Below are 25,668 nucleotides of genomic sequence, written 5' to 3'. Positions count from 1 at the left end.
TCAAAGAACCCGGAAGGCGATGTGGAAGTTGTAGTAGTCGGAGAGACCAACCTGAAAACCATTGGTGAGATTCATTCCTTCGACAAAGTGTGTTCCGGAACTGCCCTCCGTCGAGGACCAGAAAAAGCCGTAGTACCAACCGGCCGGCACTTTATTGCCACTGGCAGTGTATATTTCTCCCAGTTGCGTAATTGTCGGTAGCTCAACCAACACCGGGATCCTCGTCGAGACAGTGCTACCACCTACGATCAGACTCGACGCCCGCAACGTTGTCAAGTTCGTCTCGTCAGGCAGTTCAACTGGATTATCCCTAGTCGAATTCGTCGCCCTGCCGTCGAACAAAGTCCCCAACATTGCCATCGTGTCAATCAGCGGGCCTCCGTTCGACAGTACCTCGTAGAAAAGCTCTCCATTTACGACAGCTGGATACGCCAATGACCAGTTTCTATACGATTGACCGTATTGTACCCCCGACAGGACAATGGAGCTCGGGGCAGGCCCGCACTGGATCCTGATGCTCACATCATGATTTGCGATACCCTGTCCTTTGCGCACGTAACAATAGGTGCCGTCTTTAAGACTTGTACCGTGCCATCCCGATTGCAGCGTCACGTTATAGTCGGTATCAGCCTGGACGGATTCGCTCTTCGAGAAGGGCACTGTGCGGTCACTCGGAGCAACGGCGATAGTCAGGGGACGCCCATTGTTCAGCACAGTGATCTGCTGCCCTGGCTTCGCTCCCGTAATCTTGATCGTCAGAGTGTGACATGATGTCGACGCCATGGGAGCCGCTGCAGAATCGGACCCAGCCGCGGCAACAGAATCTCCCGGGGTGATGTCGGTTCCATTTGCTGCGCGCACGAGGCCGACAAGAAATGCAACAGCAACGCTTCCGTGTCGCGCACAACGACTTGCGTTCTTCATCTTGTCTCCACTACGAACGGACCGTTGTGCTTCAATTGAACCGGGAACGAAAGCGCCAGAAGCGCGCCGATGGTTAGAGCCATATATACCAAGACTCTGAATGGAGAAAGGGACTCACTCACACCTCATGAACACTCGAGCGAATCCAAGGCCCACCCAGCACTGGAAAATGGCTGGGTTCAAGCGGCGCAGAAACATTAGCTCACTGCGGTGCCAACACGCCTTCGTGCGCGAACAAAATCACCTTTCGTCCACCATCAAGCAAGGCCGCGGTCAACGTCGCACGATCCGGGCGCTGAGAGACCTCGAATGTTGTCGCACCGGTTTTCCGCAACATCACCATCCCGTCAAGGCCGACACCCATCAGACCGTCAGCGGTTACAACGAGATCTGTGATGGAATTTTTCGTACCCGTGGCTACCGACGACCATGTCGCCCCGCCATCGCTGCTTTCGAACAGGCTGCCGAGCAGTCCGCCGACGACGATGCGTCCGTCCGGCATCGCCACCCCACTCCACAGGGTGCCCTTGCCGCCCGTGGCCAGATAGCTCCAGTTCACACCGCCATCCGTCGACTTGAGGACCATGCCCTGCTCCGAGTCGATATACAGCGCACCTTGGCGATCCGCAAAGATGTGATACAGATTGCGATCCCCATGCGTGCCGCCTGGCGGCTTCGGCACGGTCACCTTGCTCCATGTCGCTCCTCCATCGTGCGTTGCGAGCATCAGCGACCAAAGGCCCACGGCCAACCCGTCCTTTTCACTTGTGAAGTACACCGAGAACAGCGGCTGGTCCACCGAAACGTCCATGCGCTGCTTCTTCCATGTCTCACCGCCGTCGCTCGTCGCAAGTATCGCGCCCCACTGGCCCACCGCCCAACCATGCTGCGCATCCACGAAGGTGACGGCGGAGAGCGTCGCCGACAACGGCACCTGACGCGCCTGTCGCCAGCTCTTTCCGTCGTCGTCCGACAGCACAACGAGACCGTGCTCGCCCACTGCGACGATTCGCTTGCCGGCCCGAGTGGCATCCATCATCGTCATGTGTGTCGGGTCTGCCCATGCATGAGCCGAGTTCGCACTCCAGACCTCGACCGCTCCCGGCGACGCTGCGAATGCGACTGTCGCACTGCACAGCGCGGCGCACACAACAAGTAGCTTGATCATGACTGTCTTCCTTTAGTCGTGCTCGTCGAAACCTAATGGCTGAAGAGGCCAGGCGCACGCGCCGGCTTGCTGCGCGGGAACCAGCGTTCGAGCGCCGACGCCAATGCTGGCAACGCCGTCATCGCCATCACCAGGTTGACGATGAACATGAAGGCCAGCAGCTTGCCCATGTCCGCTTGAAACTTAAGCGCCGAGAAGCTCCACGTTGCCACGCCGATCGCCAGAGTGATCGCCGTGAAGATCGTAGCAACGCCGACTTCCAGCATCGCGTGCTGCACCGCTTTCACAATGTGTTGACCGCTCGCAAGGTGAAGTTGAAGGCGGTTGTAGATATAGAACGCGTAGTCGACGCCGATACCCACCGCCAAAACCATTACCGGCAGCGTCGCTACCGTGAGCCCGATCTTCAATTCCTTCATGAACCAGTAGCCGATGAAGGTCGCGACCGACAAGGGCACGCAACAGGCCAGCATTGCGCGCCAATCGCGGTAAGCAAGGAAAACCAAGATCAGAATCGCAGCATAGACGTAGAGCATCATTGGCAACTCGCTCCTCGCCACTTCGTCGTTGGTCGCCGCGATAACGCCCGCATTGCCGGCGGCAAGGCGAACTGTAATGCCCGGGAACGGATGCGACAGGCGGTATGCCTTCACATCATCAAGCACCCGGTTGATCGTCGTGGCCTTGTGATCTTTCAGAAACAGATGGACTGCGGTCATACTGCAGTCGACCTTCATGAAGCCCTTCACACGATTCACGTCAACCGAAATAGCCCCGTAGTTCTCCGGGTCAATCGGTACGACGTTCATTTTTGGATAGTCTTCGTTGTATCCTTGGTTGTACGCTCGCAGCATCGTGGTATAGGACTTCACCGACACCACTCCCGGTTCAGTCCGCATTGCCGCGGAGAAATCGTCTTCATATAATCCGACTGCGGGATTGTTGCACGCTCCGCTATCCGATTCCACCACGACCGTAAGCCAATCGAGACCCATGTCATAGTTGTTTGTGATTGACGTGGCATCGAGGTTGAAGCGTGCGTCTGCGCGAAGCTCCGGAGCGCCAGGCTGCAGTGTGCCGATTACGCGGTCCCGGCTTTGCCACACCGCCAAACCTAGCACCATCGCCGTCACTGCAAGCGTCAGCATCGCATACTTCGGCTCCGCCACCCGTGCGAGCACGCGCAACGGCCTGGCGCGCTGCTGACTGCGCTTCAGCGCTTTATCGGCGTAGAGCTTAGTAAAGTTGAAGCACGACGCCGCGACAGGCAGGAGAATCAGGTTCGTCACGATCTTGTACGCAACACCGAGCGACGCGGTGATCGAAAGTTCGCGTACCATCGGAATTGGGATCGACAGCAGCGTGATGAATGAAACGAACGCCGTGATGAGTGCGAGCACACCCGGAATCAGCAAGCCACTGAAACTGTGGCGCGCAGCAGCGAATGAACTATTGCCATGCGCAATCTCCCGCACGATTGAGTTGACCTGCTGCACTCCGTGCGACACTCCGATCGCAAATACCAAAAACGGCACGAGCACCCCTAGCGGATCCAGTCCGAAACCCAACAGCTTTAACGTTCCAAACTGCCAGACAAGGGAGGTCAGCGAGCAGCAGATCAGCAACATCGTGAAACGAACAGAATGGCAGTACCAGTACACTGCAAGGGCGGTCAGTAGCAGTGCAATTGCGCAAAAGCTGAGCACGGCTTTTGCCCCGTCGGCAATGTCGCCGATCTGCTTCGCAAAACCAATAATCTGGATTTCATACCCAGCGTCCTCGAAGGCCTTGCGTACGCGGGAATCGAGCAGATGATTGAACGCTATATAGTCGAGCATCTTGCCTGACGCGTCTCGCTCGTTCAATTCGGCTGTGATCATCGCACTGTCTTCGTCATGCGAGACCAGCGTCCCCACATAGCCACCTCCGGCGGTTGCTCTGCGAATATTTGCGATATTGTCAGGTGTCAGTTGATCCGGCGTTATGGTTCCCGAAATGATCGGCTCAGCACGAAAGCCCTCATCCGTCACCTCGTTGACGTACGAGTTCGGCGTCCAGAGCGACCTGACACCACTGCGATCAACGTTCGGCAAGTAGGTGACAGCCCGCGTCACGTTGTAGAGACGCGTCAACCCGTCCTTTGTCCAGATCGTTCCCTTCCGTGCTCGTACGACGACGGTAATTCGGTTTGCACCAAACAAGTCCGCCCGGTACTTCTGAAACGTCCGGATATATTCGTGGCCGATTGGCATCTGCTTCTCGAAGCCAGCGTCCATTCGCAACTGCACCGCGAACACAGCCATCACCACGGTAAAGACCGCGACCACGCCGAGCACGACCGCACGATGGCCGAAAAAATATCTCTCCAACCCGCTGACTAGACGATTTAACACGACATTACCCCTTAAGTATCACAACGGCGTCCGCCGTCCGCCGTCCTTCATCAGTCCATCGCTCAAAAGTTCCGGGTGGCGAATATCCCGACGAAATTTCGGTCTGTGTATGGTTGACCAACGTTGTTGTGGCCACCGAAGAACGCGGTGAAATTAACGCCCGCCTGCCACACCGTGGGATTCTGATTAAATAGGACGTAAAGGTTCACAGATTTGGCGCCCTGCGAATAGTTTGCGCTCCACGAAGGCGTGTACCCATAAAGGCCGTCCGTGAAAGTCACACCCGGCGTCACCTGCCAGCCGGGGATCAACGTCCCGTCGTAGGTCCAGTTGAAATCGATCGTCGCGCCCACTGAACTGGATGTGCCTTGCGCCATTGCGATCGGGTACCCCAGGCTTGAGCCATTATTCAGCCACGGCCAATAGGCCGCCGACGGAACCTGCATGACCGTTTGGCCGTTCATCGTCCGCGTAAAGCTGCTTCCGGTCACTCCCGGGTAATAGATCCAAGTCAGTTCCCACGTCAGCGCGGCCGCATCGGCTCCGAACAGCTTGAGGAACGGGTAGTCGCTACGCGATAGTGAGAGGATGCCGTTGACGTCGAACTGGAATTTCTTCTTGTCGATCCATTGCTGGCAATTGATGCCCGACACGCCGTTGGTGTTCAGATCAAGTGGTCCACCAGCGCCATAACAGGCCGACAGTGAGACGGCGTCACGCGGCCGATACGACGCTTCTGTACCAATCGCCCAGTCGCCAATCCCGAAGTTCGAACTCAGACCGAAAAGCTGGCGGTTCTCGAGATACGAGTAGTGCGTAGTCCCATCCGCAGACGAGGACACCACGGGCGACTTATCGGTATAGTTCAGGTAATAGAACGCAAAGTTTGCGCCGAACGAACTTGGCGCGAAGTTGAATTTGAAGCCGAATTGCGGCTTGTACTTCGACGGCGCCTGCCATTCAGTAGGAAAGCCTTGAGAGAAAAATGGTGCCCCTGCATACACGCCATTAACAAGACCACCGTTGATCGAGTTGACTGTATCCTGATTGCCCGCTGCACTCGAGCCGCCGATCGTACTCGCAATCGTGCCCGCGCTGGGGCCGCCTACGTTGAAATTGTTCGTGTTGGCCGTCGCCGGGCCTGCGCCACGGCCAAAACTGTTCGAGGTCGCCCAGAATGACCCCACAGGGGGGTAACGGTTTCCGTTCCATTGAAACTGGTAGTAGGCTTCTGTGCTGAACCCATGTGAGAGATCCGCAGCAAAACTCGCCATCGGCGCGGGCAGCAGCGCCTGCTTTAGTTGAGTGCCGGGAACCAACAACTTCTGGATGTCAAGTGAGTTGGTGGCGTTGATACCACCTGATGCATATATGCTTTCACCCCAATTGATCACCTGGTTACCCAGTCGTACGTGAGCGCTTCGCCCGGCGATAGTAAAGTCTTTCTCACCCCACAGGTCGAGCAGTTCAGCGTTGTAGACCACCTGAGCCGCAGCGGTGCTGCTCAAAGCCGTTCGGTCGGTATGTCCAGCTGCAAAGTCATACATCCCCGTGCCGCGGATCATGAACTTGAGCCCTTGGCTCGGCATCTTCAGCAGCAGTTCGCTAGTCAGGCTCAAGGACGCGCTGTATGGCTGCCCTTTGCGGTAATTCAGATCGCCGTCATTGCCGGCCCATTGATTAACGTTCGCACCTGCGCCGCAATCGAAGGCGTTCGGGTCACCCGTGAGAAAACAGGCCGGGTTTTTCGTACGGATCCCCATGCCTGCCGTGACGTTACTCACCCACGATCCGGTCAGATCGCTAACCCCTGTCGTGAAATCGTAGCCGTACGCATTTGATGTTGCCGCTGCGATGACGGCAAGCGACATTGTGCTAAGTTTGAAACTCCGCTTCATCATTGACTCCCCTCCTCCTCCGCCGTGCGTGCCGACGCGTGCATTAGGCGCGTCGGCTCACTTTTTTAATTAACGCAACGACCTTCATCGCTCGCTGACTGACCGCAGCGATTCCGCGGTATAGAAGCTCGCCTTGAAACGTGGATCGTCGATCTGCTGATACCAGTGAATGTCTTTACCTTGGCCCGTGGTGGTTGAATCGAATACGTAACGCCCGTCGATCATGTCGTATTGCACCATCGGTTGGTTATCGCAGGCGCCACCCAATTCCCACACAGGGATCGGATAGCTTTCACGCACCTTCCACAGCTTGCCTTGCGCGTCATAGTCCTCACCGACGAGCGCCAACCAGCTGTCCTCGTCCAGATAGAAGACTTTCTTCGAATCGACGTGGCGCGCGCTCGGCTTGAGCGTCGCTTCGACGACCCAGACGCGATGCGCTTCATAGCGCCGATGATCGGCCGCGATACCGTCCAGCGTGGAGACATCGCGCGGCTTGTCGTTGAATCTGTACATTCCGAAGTCGTTGTAGGGGACAATCATTTCCCGCTTCCCGACCAGCTTCCAGTTAAACCGGTCGATCGAACCCTGGAACATGTTGAATTCATCAATCAGATACTGATTTTCGAAACCAATAAGCGGCGCATCGTGCGTATAGGCCGGCATCCGCCTCACGCGGCGCTGTCCGGTGAAGTAGTAATATGACTCAGCATCTTTGTCGAAATACTGGCGCTGAGTTAACGCCTGGCCTGCCAATGCCGCCGGCGTACTAACCACGCCATACTGCCCCGTGTTCAGCTGATCGACTTCCTGCGGCGTCGTCTTGCCAAGTTTTCCCGACGGGAAATACATGATTTGAAAACCGGTTTCCTCGATCCAATCGCTGCTGCCCGGGCGCGGAGAAGTAGCTGTGTAATCCATCGGCCATTCTATGCCCTCGCCCCGATACCGAGACGTAAAGTTCAAGATCGCCTCGGCGCCGTTCTTCGGTTGTGGAAACGCCACACCGGGAAAGGTTGCCGTCTGAATCGTCTCGCCATCCGCAGCGAGTTTTGCCGTTGTGAGATTTGTCTTGGAATTTTCGGCTGCGACTTCCGGTAACTGGCATTCGCGGTGTGACGGATAGACGTCCATCCGATACCCCTTCTTCTGCTTGATCAGCTGGATCTGACCTGTCGAAAGCATATTGGCGTACTTGTCGACATTCGACGCGTCAATCGAATAAAGCGGCTTCTCATTCTTGTGCTTCCAGAAATCTCCGCGGACTTTCCCCCACTCCCAGCCGGGTGCCGGCGACTGCTTTCCTGTATAGGCCGGCACGGCGCCGTCCGAACTCGCAGCGCGTTCAGCGCCCTCGGGAGTGAGATCTTCCGCTCCGACAGCAGTCCCGACCGCGAGCAATACAGCGGCTGCGATAGCGGACACGACTCCAACTCTGCACTTCTTCATCACAATTCTCCTTTCGATTCGTCCTTTACTTGCCCGTCCCCTTGCTACTCGAGATCACAAAGTGCCTCGATCGGCCTACAGCTCAGGCCATTGGCAACATCCATGCTTAACGTCATTTCAGGTGACCAAACTTCCTCTTCGCATGGTTGCTTCGTAGCGTCGAGCCCGACTTCGCAATCTCGCGCGGTCATCGTCGATTTCACGTTAATACTTATAACGACTTGCACCCGAATCAATAGACGAACGTTTGGTACCATCGTACTACTAATGAATTTGCCAGATGCCTGATAGTTCGTTTTGCTTTTGCTTCGATTTACTACGTTTTGAAAGCTGAGCAGCGAAGTCTAAAACAATGCACAAGAGGAAAGCCGGACCTCCGCGACGAAACAAGTGCTTTGTGATCAACCCGCTGTTATCGCTACCCCGACTTCGGTGCGAGTATAGCCAGCGACCGCTTTCGGCAACCAATCTTGCAGCGCCGACCGGAATGCTGTCTGACTTCAAGAGACAATTCCGTTCGAGCGTCCTGGCTATCGACATGGGACGCAGTTCCGATACAGCCTGCTGACGACGTCTGCAAGACCGATAACCGGCTACAGTCGCGCCGGTCCGGCTGCAGGACTTGCCGCTCACAACGTCGCCGTAGGCGGTCCGGGAAAATCCCGTTGGACCGGAGAGCGCATTTATGCTTGGTTGCGTTACTTTCAATGTCTCCATCCTTCCAACGTCGCGCCGACATCCGTGCACCGTTCCTCGACCTCCGCTTCTGTTCGATCAACTGGGACGCTCCGATACGTCCTGAGCAGGTTGATGAACGCGTCTCTAAGCGTTTTAGTAATCACCCCAGTTGCTTCCACAGTAGCAAGCGATCCCTAGCCGTTAGGCGATACTAGGCTCCAACTTCGCGCCGTAACAATATGTCTTTTGCTAACTTCAATTGCAGAAAGTAGAACCTGTCTGTGGTACATGTGACTGCTTCACCGCCAGCGCCCCCTCTCCCTCTCATACCATTCTTTTCTGAATGAGGTTTGAAGCGGGCGAGGCCGGACAACGGCGTCTTCGCGCGATTTCCCAAGACAGAAGCCGCATAAAATGCTCTACCGCTCCAATCTAGTCCTCGATAACCGATTGCGACAAACCGCGTTGCACGCATGCCGAGAACGATCCGACGGCCGAACCGCTTCGCGAGATTTCCGGCAGAAATCCCGAAGACCAGCAACGTCGGTCCAACCGCAAAATCTAGACTCGCACTCCCCGATCGATAAGTTCGAACGCATACCGAATTGGTTGCAGAAGCGTCGAGGAAGTTGAACGAGCAGGAACAGTAAGTCTGGAGATCGCGGTAGCGGCGACCGACGTCGTCCATGCCTGCGAGCCAACCCCCGTTGGTATTAGCCCGTGAGGGCAGGCGCTCCAGCCTCTCGATGCGGAACAATGTTCATCGACTTTCTCCTCGAAGGACTAATTTTCGACTCGTTGGCCTATTTTTATGCCGCGCTTGTACCAAAGTCAATGCGTCAAAATAAGTTTTCGACTCAAGGGTCAAATTCTCATACGATCGAACTGCCCCGGATTTGGTGGAGGCTCCGACTCTTGAGAAAAATGGTATGGACGCCTCCCCCTTGAGGAAATGGTAGGAATTTCGCAGGTAACCAAGGTCGACTTTCACGGACCTATGGCATGGGCATGCTCATGGTGCAAGATTATTTGGGTGTTCAAAGGCAAACCGGAGGGGCCGACATGAAGCTGACGCCAGTTGGAATCGATATTGCAAAGACGGTCTTCCAGGTGCACTACGTGGACGAGGACACGGACGAGATCGTGAACAAACCAATCAAACGTGCGGCGTTACTCGAACATTTTGCGAACCGGTTGCGTTGCCTTATCGGCATGGAAGCGTGCGGTGGTGCGCACCACTGGCGTAGAGCGAAGGAAAGTTGTCACCGAAAACGAAGCAAATCCGTCAACACCCGTTTTTGCGAACTATCAAGGCCACCTGCGGACGACGATGCGTGAACGCATTCCCGTAAGTCCACCATCTCGCGCCCGTGCGTCAGTCGATGCCTCCGTGGAGCTAGACCCTGCGGTCGTCGCCGCCAAGGCAGAAGCTACCGGCCATGCGATTGTGGAAATGGCGTGCGATCGCGATACGATCCTCTTTGCGCATCGTTGGCCCTGTCGAAAGAACTGGAGGAAATCTGGTGCCGTAGAGCGTGCCGCACCATGCACAACGATACGGCGAGCCTACGAGAATTGCATTCAGGATGTAGGGTGTTTCGCGCCCGCAATGTCGGCACTGCGTCTCCAGCATCCGGTCGTGTGCGGGGCAGCGATTCTCACTGAACATCTGATACGTCACGCTGTGATGGCCACGCGCCGTGCACTGACGGCAATATCGGAAGGTCGGGTGGTGCCGCCCTCTCTGACCAGCGTCGAGGAGCGATGCGCGCAACACCTTCACGGGCAGGCACAGCATTCGCCGCAGGCGCTTCACGTCGATGACATCGCGCATCGGCTCTACGCCCTCGTAAGGGTCGACGTCTGCTCCCATCAACTGCACGAGCGTGTGGCCGGCGAGTCCGTTTGCCCGCGCGAACTTCCACAAGATCGAGACGATCGATTCGCCTGGCAGTAACCACCTGACATCGAAGATAAAGCCCAATGCCGGAGTCAGTTGTCGCTCGTCGAGTGTGAGGATTGGAAAGCGTGGCGCCTTGAGCGCAACACTATCACGCGTGAACGAGTACACGGCCGGTAGCATGACGGGACTGGACATATCCGGAGCGACGAACCGCGTGAGCCCATAATGATTGATCGGGGCAATATCCCGGAGCATCCATCAGTTCGCCATCCTTGAGCACAACCTCGACCGCACGAGCGAACGATTCCATCGGGATTTCGAGACGGCCCGCCAGGCTTGCCTTGTGATGCGCAGCCTCAAAAGCATCCCACAGCAAGGCCGCATCGCTGACGAGTCGATAACCCGCATCGAACGCCTGTGGCATATAGAATCGCGTGAAGCTCCACTGCGTGCCCTCAGGATAGGCGGTCTGATCGTATCCGTTCAGACACGTGGCAACATCTTCGGCGTTACGGATGCCATGAAACGCAAGCTCTTCGACCATCAGACGTGCAACAATTTGCGTCTTGCCGGCGATTTGCAGCGCAGTCTTCTGCGCCAGCAACTCCTGTTGACCGACGAGAAACGTGAATAGCTTGATCTGCTGACGGTCAAGCGCATCGTGCACATCCCGCAGCCACTCGTATTCGTTCTCGTTATAGCGTTGCGCCTCGTCGCAAAAGAGCAGAACGGTACCGCTGCCGGCCCGCGCGGCCGCTTCACGGATCCGCAGCGAGAGGCGCATACGTTTCGCGGGGTTGGTACCGGCGTTCGGATCATGATCGCCGACAGCTTCGAGCAGGTTTGCGAAGAACGGACCTTCCGCGTGCCGCGGCTTGTGCTCGCACTGCGCATGATAGCTCGTCAGTTTGGGGTACTCTCGAGCGAGGAGCAGGCGGACGTATTCGATCGAGCGCGTCTTGCCGATTCTCGGAGCGCCGTAAATGAGCGCGCCCATCACGCGGTAGCGAAGACAACTCACGACGAGTTCGTAGAACGATTCGATAGCTGGTGTGGCGATCCGGTAGTTTCCGGTGACGAGCGGGTGCAGCGACCGATCGATCGGACGCGTGATTTGAAGCGACATGGCTGCCTCCTGTGTGAACCACGCGTTCAGAAAACCTGCCCCGTCCCGATACCAAGCTTGCGCGGACGAACCGGCTCGGCGGGAGCTGTATCGGCAACCATTGCAGTCCCTTCTACTGCCTTCGCTGGGAAGGCTTCTCGACCTGCTGCTTCGAGCCTCATCGGGCCAGGCGGTGTTTTGGCCGTAGGAGCGCTTGCGAGAAGGCGCAGCGTCCGCGCGGCATCGGAGGCAGCCCTGCGAGATTTTTTTGCTGCGGCGACCTTGCTCTGCACGTAGGCTTCGATCGGATTTCCAGTCGACGGATTTCCTGATCGTTTGGTATCCCTCGCCTTCATAATCTCCTTGCGCAAGGTCAGGTTGTGCGGAACGACACGCCAGGCGCCTTGCGCTTCGAGGACACCGAGTTCGCTGCCATCAACAAGGAAGGCTCGCACGCAGCGCAGATCGTCAGCGTTGATATAGACGCGCAATGACCGGCCAATCAGTTGAGCACTGCAGGCAAGGACCATGTTCGTGTAGCGCACGCCAAACAGGTTGATGTGAGGACGAACGCCAAGCGCGAGATAGCCACGCACGCGGCAGTGCCGCGCGGATTGCATCAGGCATAACGTACGTCGGCGCACTTCGGGCAACCAGGCTAACAGTTGCCCTCGTCCACGAACGAAAAACTCCATCGCTTCGAGCGGCGTCACGCCGTTCAACCCGCTGTGGGGCGTGCCGTGATAACTTGCAATCGCATAATCGATCAGCTCGTCCAGCTCATCGAGCGACACATACAGGCGGAGATTACCCTTCGGGTCGGCCAGCGCCCGACTGATCACCAGCAGCCACACGCGCTCGATTTCGAATTCGTGCTCGAAGCCGAGCGGGTCGCGAACGACGACTTTAAGCCGGACGTCGAGCCTGTGACCATCGAATTCGACCACCTGATACGGTCGCGTCGACGCCGGAGCGGGTGCTTCGTCGATACGCGGCAGTCCCTTGATGTGCGAAGCGCCGGCAGCGCCTGCTACCGTGCTGAAGCCACGCAAGAGTTCCGCCTTCACACGCGACGACAGCGACCGGATGGCGCGGCCCGCTGTGTTCAACGGATAGTCGGCGGCCGTCAGGCCCAGTTGCCGGCACTCCTGCAGAAATCTGTCGTGCAGCGCCCGCAGACCGCGCACCCGAATGCGGAGACCGTCTTCTGAAGGTATCTGATTCAGTGCCACGCGGCGCTGTCGGATCTGCAGAACCAGCCACGCCGCGAGCTTGGGATACCGCTCGAACAAAAGCGAAAGCGCACCCACCGCGCCGCCTCGATCGCCGCGCAGAACGACGGGCAGCATCCGCGTGTACTCCGTCACGCGAGCATGAGCGACAAGCGCCCGAAAACCGTATATACGCCCGTCGGGATGCAGCGCAAGTGCCCTGTCGAGAAGCCGATATAGTTGCTTGCGATTTACGCCAGTAGCAGTCTCAATACTCCGGATAGATTCACAATGGGCGTAGCGCTCAATGGCGTCGATATGCTTCTGGACGCGACTGCGCTGAGCGGCATCAAGCTCAGTCCATGCGAGTGTTGGCCACGTGGCGAGATCCAGCGTCTGGAATTCGGGTCTGCGGCGGCTCATAATCCGGCCTGAACCGCAGCGAAGCGCGTCAGCAACGACAGGGTTTCAGTGTATAACTCGAGCGCTTGGATGCGACCGCGGTGCAACAGTTCGAAAGCGGCCGCTCGAACGAGCACGGGATCGCCTGTCGAAAACTCACGCTCGATCGACAGCAGCGATTGAGGTGACGCGACGAACCGCTCAATCGCGTCGAGCATCGAAGGTTTTACGAGGCCGCGCGCGACGACCAGTACGGGCAGCATGCGCTGCCAGTTTCCGGTCCAGACACGCGCCGCGGCCCTTTCGGCCGCATCGATGCGCCTCACGGTGATTGCTTTCGGGTCAAAATCCGGAAAATTTCGCAGGCGTTCAATTGCTGGTGTTGATTCAGATAGCAAGACCAGGCATTCACGGTCACCATACCTCGCCCAGAAATCTACGACGAAACGTTGCCCGTCGACCGCAATGTGGCCGGGCCGTTCGCAGAACGTTTGCACAGCAGGGTCCGATTCGATCATGAGCCAGACATCGAAGGCGCTGCGCCTGTACAGCGTGAGACGTCGCCCTAGTTTCGGACTGAAGACATCGTACCGGTGCGCGCCTCGAGGACGCGGCAGCGCGAGCGGCTCAAAGCTATGCGAGAGATCGACCATAAGAACCACCTTGCGAGCGGACTCATGGTCTAGAACGAACGGGAAGTGACAGATTTAATGCGGACTGATGCGAAGTGACGACTTTACTTCGTTCATTAGCGAAGTAAAGTCGTCAACTCAGACGCTCACGCCCCGCTCTTGTGGGCATGATGCGGTGACAACATTGCTTCGCTTTACGGCCATCGAGCGCAAGCATCCGGGGCGTGCGCCGGCGCAGGGGCGGCTGCGTCGCAGGGGGTTTGAATATATCCGCCATGGCACCCAGGCGCTGATTGCTGCGCTGGATGTGCATACCGGGCAGGTGCTGGCAGATTGCCGCGAGCGCCGCACCCAGGACGACCTGGTCGCCTTCATGGAGCGCGTGGCGGCTGCGTATCCGGGCAAGCAGGTGCATGTGATCTGGGACCACCTCAATACGCATCGTTCTCAGGCTGTCTGGCAAGCGTTCAACTCGCGGCACGATGAGCGGTTTCACTTCCACTTCACGCCGTTGCACGCGAGTTGGGTCAATCAGATCGAACTATGGTTTGCCCGCTACACGCGCCGGGTATTGCGCCATGCCAGCCATACCAGTACCGCGCACCTGCGCGAGCGCACCGAGCAGTTTATGCACGAGCATAATCAGGTAGCACGCCCCTTCAAATGGACTTTCCGGGGCTATCCGCTGCAAACCGGCGCATCGTAATCGAGAGACTGACATGCCAGCCATACCCACCAAACATTATGCGGCCGAACTTCAGCGTCAACTACGCACCATGCTCGGCCACGAGCAAATCGTCACCCAATCCTACGGGCGGCACCTGCTGATCAAACGTCTCGATGACGAGGAGCCGACTGTTGTGGCGCGCCTCACCGAGCTCGCCCGCAATCGTTATAGTGCCGCCTTTCGCAGCCACACCGGCCGATGGGAACCGCTGCCGGGCACAGGTTCGCTCGACCAGATGACCGAGCTCGTCGTTACGCTCCTGCAGCCTTACTTGCAATCTGATAATTATTGAAGTTATTTGCGGGATGTTGTACTAGCAGAGAACCTCGTAGACTGCGCGCATGACATGATGGGCTATTTCTACACAAGTACGCGGCAAACGAACTCTTCATGAAAACGGATGCGCGCGATTACGTTAGTCCGGCCGAGCGTTTCCACGCCGGTTCCGACCAGGAAGTTTCGTTCGCCGTGCAGCGTCCCGCGTCGGCGAACGTCGGCTTCTTACCGACAACTGCAAGCCCAGGACCTTTCAGAATCAAAGCTGACGGTCCCGCATGGCGAAAGAACACGGCCGAAACCGCCGGCACGTTCGCGTGCATCGTGGGCTAACGAAATCCGGCGATGGGGTGTTCAGAAACGATGCCTCAATGAAAGCTTGACGGCGACCTGCGTGGGCGTCGACGACTGACCCAGGGTGCTGATCGCCGCGACCGCCGCATGTCCCGTCGAATCGACACCTGACGCGTGCTGCCACACGCCGACCAGATTGACGTCAGTACGCTTGGAGAACGAGTAGTTCGGACCGAAGTCGATCTGCTCGTATTTGGCGCGGGACGTCTCCGTGTAGGCGAACGACGCGCCGATCAGGAACGCGGGCGTAACGTAATAGCGGCCATTGATCTCGTAACTGTTGAAACTTGCGTTGCCGGTGTTGGGCGTGGACCCAGTGCGCCGGATGTCCTGAAACCGCGCGTTCGTATAGACAAGTCCAATGCTGCCCTGACCGATCTTGTAAGCAGCGGCCGCGCCGAAAATCTGCCACACGTTTGCCGAAGCGAATCCGTTGAACACCGGCGTTCTGCTCGGACTTACGTAGCCTGCCTGGGCTGGCGAAAGCGCGCTATCGAGCACGGACACCGAAGGGTTGTTGATGTTGTCGTACGCGAGCGCGGCGCTCAGCGGACCGTTCACATACTTGAGGCCCAACGCGTAAACACGCCCCGATGCAAAGTTGCCCGGCACGCCGCCGGGCGCAAACATGCCGCTCGCCTGCAGACCATGGAACTTCGGCGATCGATACTTCACCGCGTTGTTCACGCGAAAGGTCGAATTCAGATTATCTAAGTCGCCGGGATGAGTGCCGAGCCATGCCCACATCGAAGTCGCGGCAATTTCGCCGATGAGTTCCGTCATCGGGTCATACTGGCGCCCAAGCGTCACGGTGCCCCACGTATTGCTGCCAAGCCCGACGAACGCCTGACGGCCGAATTCGCGTCCGCCTTGCAGGAGTTTGCCGTTCGACGTGTCGAAACCGTTTTCAAGCGTGAAGATCGCTTTCAGGCCTGCGCCTAGATCCTCGCTGCCGCGCAAGCCCCAGCGGCTGCCGTTCGTCTGTCCGTTGACCATTTGCAGATTCGCGTGTCCTGACTGGTTGTTCACGTACACGAGTCCGGCATCGACAAAACCGTACAGCGTCACCGAACTTTGCGCGTGAGCCGTGCCTGCGAGCAGCGGCAAGGCCAACAGGGTGATTGAAGTTTTTTTCATAATGTCTCCGGCGTGACGAGTCCGCGCTTTCTCGCCGGAGCGCGAGAAAACGGCGGACGTCGCCAGGTTTTTAAATGGCCTGTTTAGGCGGGGAGTGCTGCGATGGATCAGCCGGAAAGCGGGGAGCTTCCGGCCGAAAACTGGATTACGGGACTACCGCGCTGCGCTCGCCTCGGCCACCACGGCACGGGAACCGTAGATGCGCCCCATCACGAACACACAGAGACCCGCGACGAGCACCGGCCATGCTGAAAAGCGGAAGATTTCCGCCGGCGTCCATTGCGCCGTATACAGCATGCCCGCAATGAGCGGCCCAGCAATACCGCCGAGCCGGCCGATGCCGAGCGCCCAGCCCACGCCGGTCGAGCGCAGGTTGATCGGGTAGTAGACAGCCGCGAGTGCGATCACGCTTTTCTGTCCGCCGCTGATGCAGAAGCCGGCGCAGAAGACCATCACCATCAACCACGCGGTGCTGGCGGAAAACGCATCACCGACGAGCCACATGAACACGCAGCCCGCGAGGTACATCACCGTCAGCGTCGCATAGGGGCCGACCCGATCCATGGCGAGGCCGAGTGGCACGGCCGACAGCACGCCTGCTATGGTCGGCAGCGCGGTCACCCAGACAATCGTCGAGGGGGAATATTTCAGCCCCGTCAGCATCGTGGGCAGCCAGCTCTGCATGAAGTAAAACTCGGCGAGGTTGAGGAAGAAGATCAACCAGAGCAGCACGGTGCCGGCGGACGTGCGCCCTCTGACCAGCGCCGCAACGCTCGCACGCGTTTCATTCTGATCTTCGAGCGCGTACGTGCTGCCGGCCGGCACGTCGACCCGGGGAAAGAGCCGCCGCAAAACGGCGCGCATACGTTCGTCGCCGTGCGGGCGCCGTTGCAGGAAGGCCAGCGATTCCGGCAGCAGCCACGCAAGCGGCAAGGTCAGTGCGAGCGGCGCGAGCGCGCCGGCCAGCATCATGGATTTCCAGCCGTAAGCCGGGATGAGCGTGCCAGCGGTGAGCCCTGCCACGACGAAGCCCAGCGAGAAACCGCAGTACACCAGCAGTACGAAGGTGGCGCGCAGCCGCTTTGGCGCGAATTCGCAGGTCAGCGCGACGGCGCTCGGCGCGGCGGCGCCCAAGCCGATGCCCGTCAGAAGACGCAAGCCGATCAACTCGGTTACGTTCGTCGCAAACACGGTCAGCATCGTGAACACAGCGAACAGCACGGTGCTCATCAACATCATGCGTTTATGGCCGAAGCGCGCCGACAGCGGCGCGACCGCCAGATAGCCGATCATCAGACCGACCAGCGCCGCGGAAAAGATCGAGCCGAGAATTTCGCGCGGCAGATGCCAGTCGCGTGAAAGAGCCGGCACGATGTAGCTGATCGCCTGCGTGTCGAAGCCATCGAGAAACATCAGCAGCGCGCATAGCAGTACCACCAGACACTGTCCGGCGCCGACCTTCTGGCGTTCAATGACCTCGGCCACGTCGATAAGGGGGGATGCCACGGGTTTGCCTCCTGGTTATTGTGGGAAAAGCGTCACGTCTTCTAAGGGCGGGTATCCGTGTGGACGAACGCGTCGCTGAAGAAATCCGCCTCGGGCAGGCCGGCTTCGACGAACGTGTCATGCGCGGCGCTTGTCATCGCCGGGTTGCCGCACGCATAAACCTGATAGCCGACGAGCGAGCCGAAATCTTCGAGTACCGTCTCGTGCACGAATCCTCGCCGGCCGGTCCAGCTCTCGTGAGGCTCGGACAGCACCGGCACGAAGTTCAGCTTGCCGCTTGCATGCCATTTCTGCGCCAGTTCTGCCAGGTACAGATCTTCCTCGCGGCGCGCGCCCCAATACAGATACAGAGGGCGTGCGAGCTTGCGTTTGATCGCGTCCTCGACGATCGACTTGACTGGCGCGAAACCCGTCCCGGTCGCCAGCAGGATCGCGGGACTCGTCGAGTCGTCCTGCAGCGTGAACTCGCCGAACGGCAATTCGACGCGCAGCGTCTGTCCCTTATCCAGCCCGCCCAGCATGCCTTCGGAAAATTTGCCGCCCGGCACGTGGCGCACGTGAAGCTGGACGCTGTCGCTTTCGTGAGGCGGATTCGCCATCGAGTAGTTACGACGGCTGCCGTCTTCGAGCTCGATCTGCAAATACTGGCCGGCGCGAAACTTCGCGCGCACGCCGGTGGGCAAACGCAGTTGCACGACGCTGACGTCGGCAGCCGGTTGCGTGATGCGATACACGGACATGTCGAGCGTCTTGCGCATAACCGGCTCGCGCTTGCCGATCTTGCGCGGCGCGATCGTCATGTCCGAGGACGGCCGCAAACAGCACAGCAACACCCGCTCGGCGGGGCCTTGCACTTCGCCCTGCACGGTTGACCGGCCGGCGCCGGCCAACACGCCGCCCTCGCAGGTCGAACAGACGCCTTTTCGACATGAGTAAGGCACGCTGTAGCCCGAGCGCTCGGCGGCGTCGAGCAGGGTTTCGTCCGCCTCGCAGCGGAACGCGACATCGCTTCCCGCGATGGAAATCCGGTAATTCAAAGTGTGACCTCGATGAGCAGTTATGACGTTTCAGCCGGCTTGTTGGGCAGCACGATCCCGGTCGTCACGAGATGGATCGCACCGACCAGCGGCGCGATATCGGCGCGCAGCGTGCCGGCGATGTCGAAGCCGCTGCCGTGGCCCACGCTCGAGAACATCACACCAGCGCCGATCGACAGTGCCGCGCAATGACGGCCTGCGCGCAGCTTGACGGGAATGTGTCCCTGGTCGTGATACATCGCGACGAACACGTCGACGTCGGGATTCGTCAGCAACAGGTCTGCGCCCTGCGGCCCGATCACGGCGATCCCCTCGTCGCGCAACTTCCGCGCGGCGGGTTCCGTGATGTCGATGTCCTCCCGCCCGAACAGTCCGCCCTCGCCCGCATGCGGATTGATGCCCATCAGTCCGACCACCGGACGTTCGATGCCCATCAATTGCAGCGTCCGCGCGGCAGTTCGCGCGGCGCGCTCGACATGGCGCTGATCGAGCCGCGCGAGAGCCGATGCGATGCCTTCGTGCAAGGTCGCATGGACGACGCGCAGGCCGCCGCCGATCAGCAGCAGATAGACGTCGCCGGCCGGCATGCCCATCTGTTGCGCGACGAAGCCAGGATAACCGGCGAAGCGCACGCCGGACGCATTGATCGCCGTTTCGGAGTGCGGACACGCGATCACGGCGTCGACCTGGCCGGCCCGCGCGGCGGCGAGCGCTGCGCTGACATAGGCAAGCGTCGCTGTTCCGGCCGCCGCGGCGACTTCGCCCGGCACGAACGCTGCGGCGGCCAGCGCCGCGACATCGACCACGTCGATCGCGCCTGGTAAGGCCGGCGGCAAACCGTCCGCCTGCACTTCCCGCAGCGTCGTTCCGGGACAGCACCGATGCGCGTACCAGCGAATCACGAAGGCGTCGCCGAACAGGACGACGCGCGGCGACGGACAGGTGTCCGCCATGTCGCGCGTGCTCTGCGCGGCGGCTCTCACCGCGATCTCGGGACCGATGCCGTTCGGGTCGCCTATCGCCAGCGCGATGGTCATCGGGCGCATCGCCGACTGGGTCACTGCGTGCGTCATAGCGGTAGCGCCAGCAGCGTGTCGATGCGCGAGCTGTCGCACACGACAATCCGTTCGCGCAGCTTCACACCGCCGTCCGCCACGACGTAGACGTCGCAGTAACGGCCGGTGGCAAACAGAGTCGTCGTGCCGTCGCGCATGATGCGCGCCACCATGAACGAGGTTTCGCTGCGCGCTTCCCGTTCCCTTTCGCTCATGACGTAAGGCTGTCCAAGCAGATGCCGGTACGCGTGGCGCTCATAGATGTTGGCGTCGCGCAGCGAAGCGACGCGGTCGATCAGCATGCCGCGCGAAGCCGCGAAGATCATGCTGCCCGCAAGGCCGCGCTTATAGTTGTCGGCGGTCGTGACCTTGTAGACGCAAGCTTCGGTGAAAAACTCCGGCCATTGCGAGAGATCGCCGTCGTCGATGCAACGCACGTATTCGGCTTGCGCGCGAGCGACCAGTTGATGGATGTCCTGCGCCATTCTCAATACCCCATTGCGTTGCGATATGCCTTCCAGAAGCCGCGAATCGACGCTTCCGTCACACGGCTTTCGCTGCTTTCAGCGCTGTCGCCGCCCATCTCGATCACCGAGCGGCTGTCGCTCGCGCCGTCGATCCCGCGCTGCACGAAGCCGCCGACGCAGCCGTCTTCCATCGACACGTAACCGGCCGGCCCCACGAGGTTGGCTTGCCGCAGACGCATCTCGCGCAATTCAGGGGTGTCGTCTTCGAAGCCGAGGTAGGTCCAGTTCAATTCGGTCTGCTGCGTGCCTCGCGGCAGGATCTGGCGAACCGCGATCGCGTTCTGGATCTGCTGCAGCACGAAGCCGGGGAACACCGAGAGGATCTGCAACGTGACGCCGTCGCCGAATTCGTCGGTGCCGGCCAGCACTGATATGTCCTCGAGGCGATGTTCGCTTTCGGAGCGGATCTTCTGTTCCGCGTAATCGCTGGCGGCCTGCGCCTGCGCTGCCGCCTCCGCGGCATGGTCGACGGCCGAGTAGCTGACGTGATGGCCGCCGCTCGGGTCGACGATGATGCCGCCGCGCTGTGACAGCCGGTTCAACTGGAACGTCGTGAAGAAAAGATGCAGGATGCTCGCATGATAGGAATCCTTGACGTTCTCGAAGTAGAGCTTCCAGTTGTTCGGCAGCATCTGCGTAAAGCGGCCGAGCACGACCGGAGTGCGGTTTTCGAGCACGCGTGCAATGCACTCGACGATTTCTTCGCCGAGATATTCATCGAGCGGCGGGACGTCGTCGGAGAAACTGCCGAACACGAGGCCGTGCAGCGTCGCGACTCGCAGCTTGCGCAGGCCGTGGTCGCCTTCGCAGAACTCCGGCTTCATGCCGCCCTTGCCGCCGATGCCGTCCTTGAACGCGACGCCGAGCAGATCGCCTTGCAGGTTGTAGGTCCAGGCGTGATAGACGCAGCTGAAATCTTTGGCGTTACCCTGGTCTTCGAGGCACACCATCGCGCCGCGATGCGCACAGCGATTTTCGAATGCATAGAGTTCGCCGTCGGTGTCGCGCGTGACCACCACCGGCGCATCGCCGATGAAGCTGCTGCGGAAATCGCCCGGATTCGGCAATTCGGCTTCGAGACACAGGTAGCTCCAGTTCGGGCCGCGGAAAATCGCGTCCTGTTCGTCGGCGTAGACGTCTCCGTCCTGAAACAGTGTGTAGGGCACGCGCGTGAGGCCTTCGGACGGCCAGCTGATGCTGACGCGCCGCGCCGGCTTGATGGGGATGATGTTCAAGTTGCTCGCTCCATGTATTGCAAAGGCCGTTAAACGTTGCCGCCCTTTGACCGGGGACAGTCGTTCGGGTGTCGGCGAAAGTTGACACGGCCAATCTAGTGTGTTCGAATATCGTACATTGTTCGATATTTCAATTAAATATGACATCCGTCAAAGAACCTGTCAACGGGCAGGAGAGCGCGTCGTCGCTCGAAGAAGACACCGAGTCGAGCGGCAAAACGCGCGCGAAGGAAGGCATGGCGGGCCTCGCCAAGGGGCTTGCGATCATTGAGGCGTTCGGAGCGTCGACCACGCGCATGACCGTGTCGGATGCCGCGCATCTGGCGGATCTGAGCCGGCCCGCCGCGCGCCGGTGCCTGCTTACGCTCGTCGATCTTGGCTATCTGGCGCACGACGGCAAATTTTTTACACCGCTGCCGCGCATGTTGAGGCTGGGGAGTGCGTACCTGAGCACGTCGTCGTTGACGCAAATTGCACAGCCGCTTCTGGTGAATGCGCGCGACGAACTGCAGGAATCAGTATCGCTCGCGGTCATGGACGCGGGCTACTCGGTGTTCATCGCGCGCGCCGAAGCGGTCAGGATCGTGTCGACAGGGGTCAAACTCGGAGGCAGATTGCCGGCGTATTGCTCGGCGACCGGGCGCGTACTGCTGTCCGGCTTGACGGAAGACGAGGCTCGCCAGCACCTCGACAGCGTGCCGATGAAGCGGTTAACCGATCGCACGCTCGCAAACACCACAGCCGTCTTGAAGGCCGTCAAGCTCGCGGCGGAAAACGGCTACGCCATCAGCAACGAGGAGCTCGAGATCGGTATGTCCGCGATGGCTGTACCGGTCAGAAATCGAAGCGGCGAGATCGCGGCCGCACTCAGCGTCAGCGTGTTTTCTGGACGCGTAAGCGTGGCCACTTTGGAGGAGAAGTTTCTGCCCGTTTTAAGGATGATTGCGGCGCGACTGCAGCGCGCGCTTTGAGCGAAAGATGTGAATCGCGACGGAAATTCCCAGGGGACGTCATGACACTACCGGTGAAGCTGCTTGAGCATGTCTGGAATGCAGTACCCGGAAAAGTTGACGTTGCAGTACCGGGGCATACCCTTTCTCTGCTGCGAGAGGAAGTGAGCCGAAGCGGCGGTGACTTGCCGACACTGCAAGGTGACGTAGTCCGTGAGAAACGGGGCTTGCGTCGAAGCGGTTACGCCAAGATGAGCCTCCAGGGTGAGCATGGGACGGTTGAGGAACACGAACCTATTGAAACGCATCTGAGGGTTGAAATGTCACCCCTGGCCACACCGCTTTACGGGCAGGACGCGGACTGTTGCCGGTCACACGTATGGCCCGGCGACACGAGTGCTGACTGGAATTGTATGCTGTTCAGCATGGAGCCACGGGAGCGCGCAGCTAGACCGTGGTGTTCGCGACGACTTGCGGCGAGCAAGGACAAAGACTGCGACAGGCAACCTCGCCCATGCGTTGAGTCCAGCATGTGAACTGGGAGAGGCTTGCACAGATGCCAAGGGAGTGTGCCCCCGATGATATGCAGGCTGGCGGAGCCGGCCCCGGATTCCCAGAAAAACCCGACTTAAAACTGTGCTATTAAGATAAGTTTTCTTATGTGCGACGTGAGGTCGCTTCGTTCGTTGTTTTACCGTCGATGTCTGGCGGGAGGAAACCGGGCGTTCCGTCGCCCGTAGTCTATTGGTGCATGCGGGGCTGGTAACGGCGCCGTGTGAAGCCACCGAGACAATGTAGCCCGGCGCAAGCTAAGCCGTGGTCGTGAGACGACGATGCCCCTGCGAGTGTCAATGCGGAGGGGGCGCTAGACTGGATGGCATGGCTAAAGTATTTGAACTGCTGATAAACATCGTTAACTTAGACGGGCCAAAGACACTGATAGGCCCCACCCAAAACGGGAACGTAGCAGGTCTGCCCTTTATAAGATGGGGCAGCGCGGACATGGTGCTACCGGTGGAGAAGCAGAGCCTAAACCATTCCTGCGAACGATGCGGAACACGGAAACCCCGTATCTCTGCCCAGTCGGGCAAGCCGACCGTGAGGAAAGCTGTTGGAGGTGCGGGAACAGGAGTGCGGAGAAAGCGAACGCCGTCCTGTAATCGGACGGATAGGGATTGCGCCGCAAGGCAACATCATCCTACGCGAAAGCGGGCAGACTTCCGCATGGTCTTTCGTCACGAAAGAGTCTGACGAACCTTCAAAGGAGGAGAAGCAAATGACAGTGCAGCAAGCCGGCACCGGTGCGTCCTCCGATCGCGCAATGCATTGGAACGATGTCGATCGGGCCCGATGCTATCGTGAGATTCGAAGGCTGCAGGCTCGCATCGTGAAGGCGACACAGGACGGCAAGTACGGCAAGGTGAAGGCTTTGCAGTGGTTGCTGACCCACTCGTTCAGCGGCAAGGCACTCGCCGTCAGACGGGTGACTGAGAATCAGGGTAGACGGACTCCCGGCGTAGACGGCCTCACGTGGTCTACGCCGAGGTCCCGACTCCAGGCAGTGAAGTCTCTAAAGCGGCGGGGCTACCGCCCTCTGCCGCTGAGACGAATATATATCCCGAAAGCCGACGGGAAACGGCTGAGACCTCTTGGAATTCCCTGCATGGTCGACAGAGCGCAACAGGCGCTTCATCTGCTTGCACTCGAACCTGTTGCAGAAACCATGGCGGATCCGAACTCTTATGGGTTCAGAGCCGCCCGCTCCACGGCCGACGCGATAGAACAGTGCTTTATCTCACTGGCCAGCAGCAATCGCGCGCAGTGGATTCTGGAGGCCGACATCCGGAACTGCTTTGATGAAATTTCGCATGATTGGTTGGTCGCCCACATCCCAACGGACAAAGCGATACTGCGAAAGTGGTTGAAGGCTGGCTACCTTCACAACAGTGTCTTTCACTCGACGGAAGCGGGTACGCCTCAGGGCGGTATTATCTCGCCCACGTTGATGAACATGACTCTCGATGGGTTAGAACGAACACTTCTTGCGAAGTTCTGCAGAGGCGGCCGGAATCCGTCGAAGGTTAACGTCGTTCGATATGCAGACGACTTTGTTATCACTGGCGCGACGCGAGAAGTGCTGGAGGATGAAGTCATGCCGCTGGTCGTGCAGTTTCTTGCACAGCGGGGATTATCGCTGTCACGGGAGAAGACCCGGATCACGCATATCAACGATGGGTTCGATTTCCTGGGCATGAACGTTCGCAAGTACGACGGCAAGTTGTTGATCAAGCCGGCCAAAACGAGCGTTCAGCGCTTCATGCGGAAGCTTCGGGACGTCGTGAAAGGCAATGCAACGCTAAGGCACGATCGTCTGATCCGCCTGCTCAACCCAAAGATTCGCGGTTGGGCGAATTATTATCGGCATGTCGTGGCGAAGCGCACCTTTAACAAGGTTGCTCATGCGATTTGGCAATGTCTATGGCGTTGGGCGAAGCGCCGACACCCGCAGAAGAACTCGCACTGGGTACGTCGGAAGTACTTTCGAACCGTTGGCGCCCGCCAATGGGTCTTTGGTACGGCGACGGACAAAGTGCTCAGCAATGGAAAGCGTGAACTTCTGACGCTGTACGACATTGTCGGCACGCCGATCCGGCGGCACCGCAAGATCAAGGGTGCCGCAAACCCGTTCGACCCGCAGTGGGAAAGTTATTTCGAAGAGCGGTTGGGCTTCGCGATGATGGACTCGCTCAAGGGCCGGATGCGGCTGATCCGGTTGTGGCTCGATCAGCAGAGGTCCTGTCCCGTCTGTCGTCAAATGATCACGAAATCCAGTGGCTGGCGGCTGTACCACCTGGAGCGAAAGATCGATGGCGGTAAGGACACGATCAGCAACCTGACGATGCTTCACCCGGATTGCCATCGGGCCGCGCGTGCCCTCGGACTCTCAGTAGTGAAACCGGCCTCGGCAATGGGGCTTTGAAAGGCTTGAGCCGTGTGCTGGGAAACTCGCATGCACGGTTCTTAGGGGGCGGCGGTGCAGTAATGCACCGCTGCTACCCGACCTAAAGGCATCTGTTTTCAGGCTAAACTCCGGGGTATGA

General features: G+C 59.1%; 18 protein-coding genes and 2 pseudogenes. 5 read left to right on the top strand and 15 right to left on the bottom strand.

Annotated elements, in window-relative coordinates:
• The 5 genes from B0G82_RS36435 to B0G82_RS36415 all read right to left on the bottom strand — a co-directional run bounded on the left by B0G82_RS36435 (nt 1) and on the right by B0G82_RS36415 (nt 7,832).
• Nucleotides 1-924: a hypothetical protein gene (locus B0G82_RS36435; RefSeq protein WP_134466699.1), complete on the bottom strand. Its 924-nt coding sequence runs from the start codon at nt 922-924 to the stop codon at nt 1-3.
• 202 nt (nt 925-1,126) lie between these two features.
• Nucleotides 1,127-2,092, bottom strand: a complete 966-nt coding sequence (locus B0G82_RS36430) for a YCF48-related protein (protein ID WP_121311169.1) — start codon at nt 2,090-2,092, stop codon at nt 1,127-1,129.
• 32 nt (nt 2,093-2,124) lie between these two features.
• Nucleotides 2,125-4,485 (bottom strand): efflux RND transporter permease subunit, encoded by a 2,361-nt coding sequence (locus tag B0G82_RS36425; RefSeq protein WP_121311168.1) that lies wholly within the window; start codon nt 4,483-4,485, stop codon nt 2,125-2,127.
• Between the two features lie 62 nt (nt 4,486-4,547).
• Complete coding sequence (locus B0G82_RS36420; protein ID WP_121311532.1) at nt 4,548-6,383, bottom strand: DUF1302 family protein; 1,836 nt, start codon at nt 6,381-6,383, stop codon at nt 4,548-4,550.
• Nucleotides 6,384-6,467: 84 nt separating this feature from the next.
• A complete protein-coding gene (locus tag B0G82_RS36415; protein ID WP_121311167.1) occupies nt 6,468-7,832 on the bottom strand; it encodes a DUF1329 domain-containing protein in 1,365 nt (454 codons plus the stop codon).
• A gap of 1,740 nt (nt 7,833-9,572) precedes the next feature.
• Here B0G82_RS36415 and B0G82_RS36410 point away from each other — a divergent pair.
• A pseudogene (locus B0G82_RS36410) lies at nt 9,573-9,752 on the top strand (IS110 family transposase); the annotation flags it as partial.
• A 154-nt stretch (nt 9,753-9,906) separates the two neighbouring features.
• Here B0G82_RS36410 and B0G82_RS36405 read toward each other — a convergent pair.
• The 4 genes from B0G82_RS36405 to B0G82_RS36390 are packed head-to-tail and all read right to left on the bottom strand — an operon-like array spanning nt 9,907 to nt 13,784.
• The gene (locus tag B0G82_RS36405; RefSeq protein ID WP_241975095.1) at nt 9,907-10,581 is read right to left on the bottom strand and encodes a hypothetical protein; all 675 of its coding nucleotides are present in this window, start codon (nt 10,579-10,581) and stop codon (nt 9,907-9,909) included.
• Nucleotides 10,562-11,539: an ATP-binding protein gene (locus B0G82_RS36400; RefSeq protein WP_121311165.1), complete on the bottom strand. Its 978-nt coding sequence runs from the start codon at nt 11,537-11,539 to the stop codon at nt 10,562-10,564. Before B0G82_RS36400 ends, B0G82_RS36405 begins: the two co-directional genes overlap by 20 nt.
• A 26-nt stretch (nt 11,540-11,565) precedes the next feature.
• Nucleotides 11,566-13,152 carry an integrase gene (locus B0G82_RS36395; RefSeq protein ID WP_121311164.1) on the bottom strand — a complete coding sequence of 529 codons (1,587 nt, stop codon included), beginning with the start codon at nt 13,150-13,152 and terminating at the stop codon, nt 11,566-11,568.
• On the bottom strand, nt 13,149-13,784 hold the full coding sequence (locus B0G82_RS36390; protein ID WP_121311163.1) for a hypothetical protein: 636 nt from the start codon (nt 13,782-13,784) through the stop codon (nt 13,149-13,151). Before B0G82_RS36390 ends, B0G82_RS36395 begins: the two co-directional genes overlap by 4 nt.
• 178 nt (nt 13,785-13,962) lie before the next feature.
• Here B0G82_RS36390 and B0G82_RS36385 point away from each other — a divergent pair.
• A pseudogene (locus B0G82_RS36385) lies at nt 13,963-14,469 on the top strand (IS630 family transposase); the annotation flags it as partial.
• Nucleotides 14,470-14,482: 13 nt separating this feature from the next.
• A complete protein-coding gene (locus B0G82_RS36380) occupies nt 14,483-14,782 on the top strand; it encodes a hypothetical protein (RefSeq protein ID WP_121311162.1) in 300 nt (99 codons plus the stop codon).
• Between the two features lie 338 nt (nt 14,783-15,120).
• Here the strand turns inward: B0G82_RS36380 and B0G82_RS36370 are convergent, their stop codons facing one another.
• From B0G82_RS36370 to B0G82_RS36345, 6 genes are all read right to left on the bottom strand, one after another.
• Nucleotides 15,121-16,257: a porin gene (locus B0G82_RS36370; RefSeq protein WP_121311160.1), complete on the bottom strand. Its 1,137-nt coding sequence runs from the start codon at nt 16,255-16,257 to the stop codon at nt 15,121-15,123.
• A gap of 153 nt (nt 16,258-16,410) precedes the next feature.
• The gene (locus tag B0G82_RS36365; RefSeq protein WP_121311159.1) at nt 16,411-17,763 is read right to left on the bottom strand and encodes an MFS transporter; all 1,353 of its coding nucleotides are present in this window, start codon (nt 17,761-17,763) and stop codon (nt 16,411-16,413) included.
• Between the two features lie 41 nt (nt 17,764-17,804).
• Nucleotides 17,805-18,800, bottom strand: coding sequence for a 2Fe-2S iron-sulfur cluster-binding protein (locus B0G82_RS36360; protein ID WP_121311158.1), 996 nt, complete (start codon nt 18,798-18,800; stop codon nt 17,805-17,807).
• 20 nt (nt 18,801-18,820) lie between these two features.
• On the bottom strand, nt 18,821-19,873 hold the full coding sequence (locus tag B0G82_RS36355) for a 4-hydroxythreonine-4-phosphate dehydrogenase PdxA (protein ID WP_121311157.1): 1,053 nt from the start codon (nt 19,871-19,873) through the stop codon (nt 18,821-18,823).
• Nucleotides 19,870-20,340, bottom strand: coding sequence for an aromatic-ring-hydroxylating dioxygenase subunit beta (locus B0G82_RS36350; RefSeq protein WP_121311156.1), 471 nt, complete (start codon nt 20,338-20,340; stop codon nt 19,870-19,872). The genes B0G82_RS36355 and B0G82_RS36350 overlap by 4 nt, the downstream gene beginning before the upstream one ends.
• 2 nt (nt 20,341-20,342) lie before the next feature.
• Nucleotides 20,343-21,611 carry an aromatic ring-hydroxylating dioxygenase subunit alpha gene (locus B0G82_RS36345; protein WP_241975156.1) on the bottom strand — a complete coding sequence of 423 codons (1,269 nt, stop codon included), beginning with the start codon at nt 21,609-21,611 and terminating at the stop codon, nt 20,343-20,345.
• A 146-nt stretch (nt 21,612-21,757) separates the two neighbouring features.
• On the opposite strand from B0G82_RS36345, the gene B0G82_RS36340 reads away from it, so the two are divergent.
• Nucleotides 21,758-22,588, top strand: coding sequence for an IclR family transcriptional regulator C-terminal domain-containing protein (locus tag B0G82_RS36340; RefSeq protein ID WP_121311154.1), 831 nt, complete (start codon nt 21,758-21,760; stop codon nt 22,586-22,588).
• Nucleotides 22,589-23,843: 1,255 nt separating this feature from the next.
• On the top strand, nt 23,844-25,547 hold the full coding sequence (ltrA, locus tag B0G82_RS36330; RefSeq protein ID WP_121311531.1) for a group II intron reverse transcriptase/maturase: 1,704 nt from the start codon (nt 23,844-23,846) through the stop codon (nt 25,545-25,547).
• The last annotated feature ends 121 nt before the right edge of the window (nt 25,548-25,668 follow it).

The sequence above is a fragment of the Paraburkholderia sp. BL17N1 genome (assembly GCF_003634175.1).
Lineage (GTDB): Bacteria > Pseudomonadota > Gammaproteobacteria > Burkholderiales > Burkholderiaceae > Paraburkholderia.
This window is presented reverse-complemented; position numbering and strand designations above follow the sequence as displayed.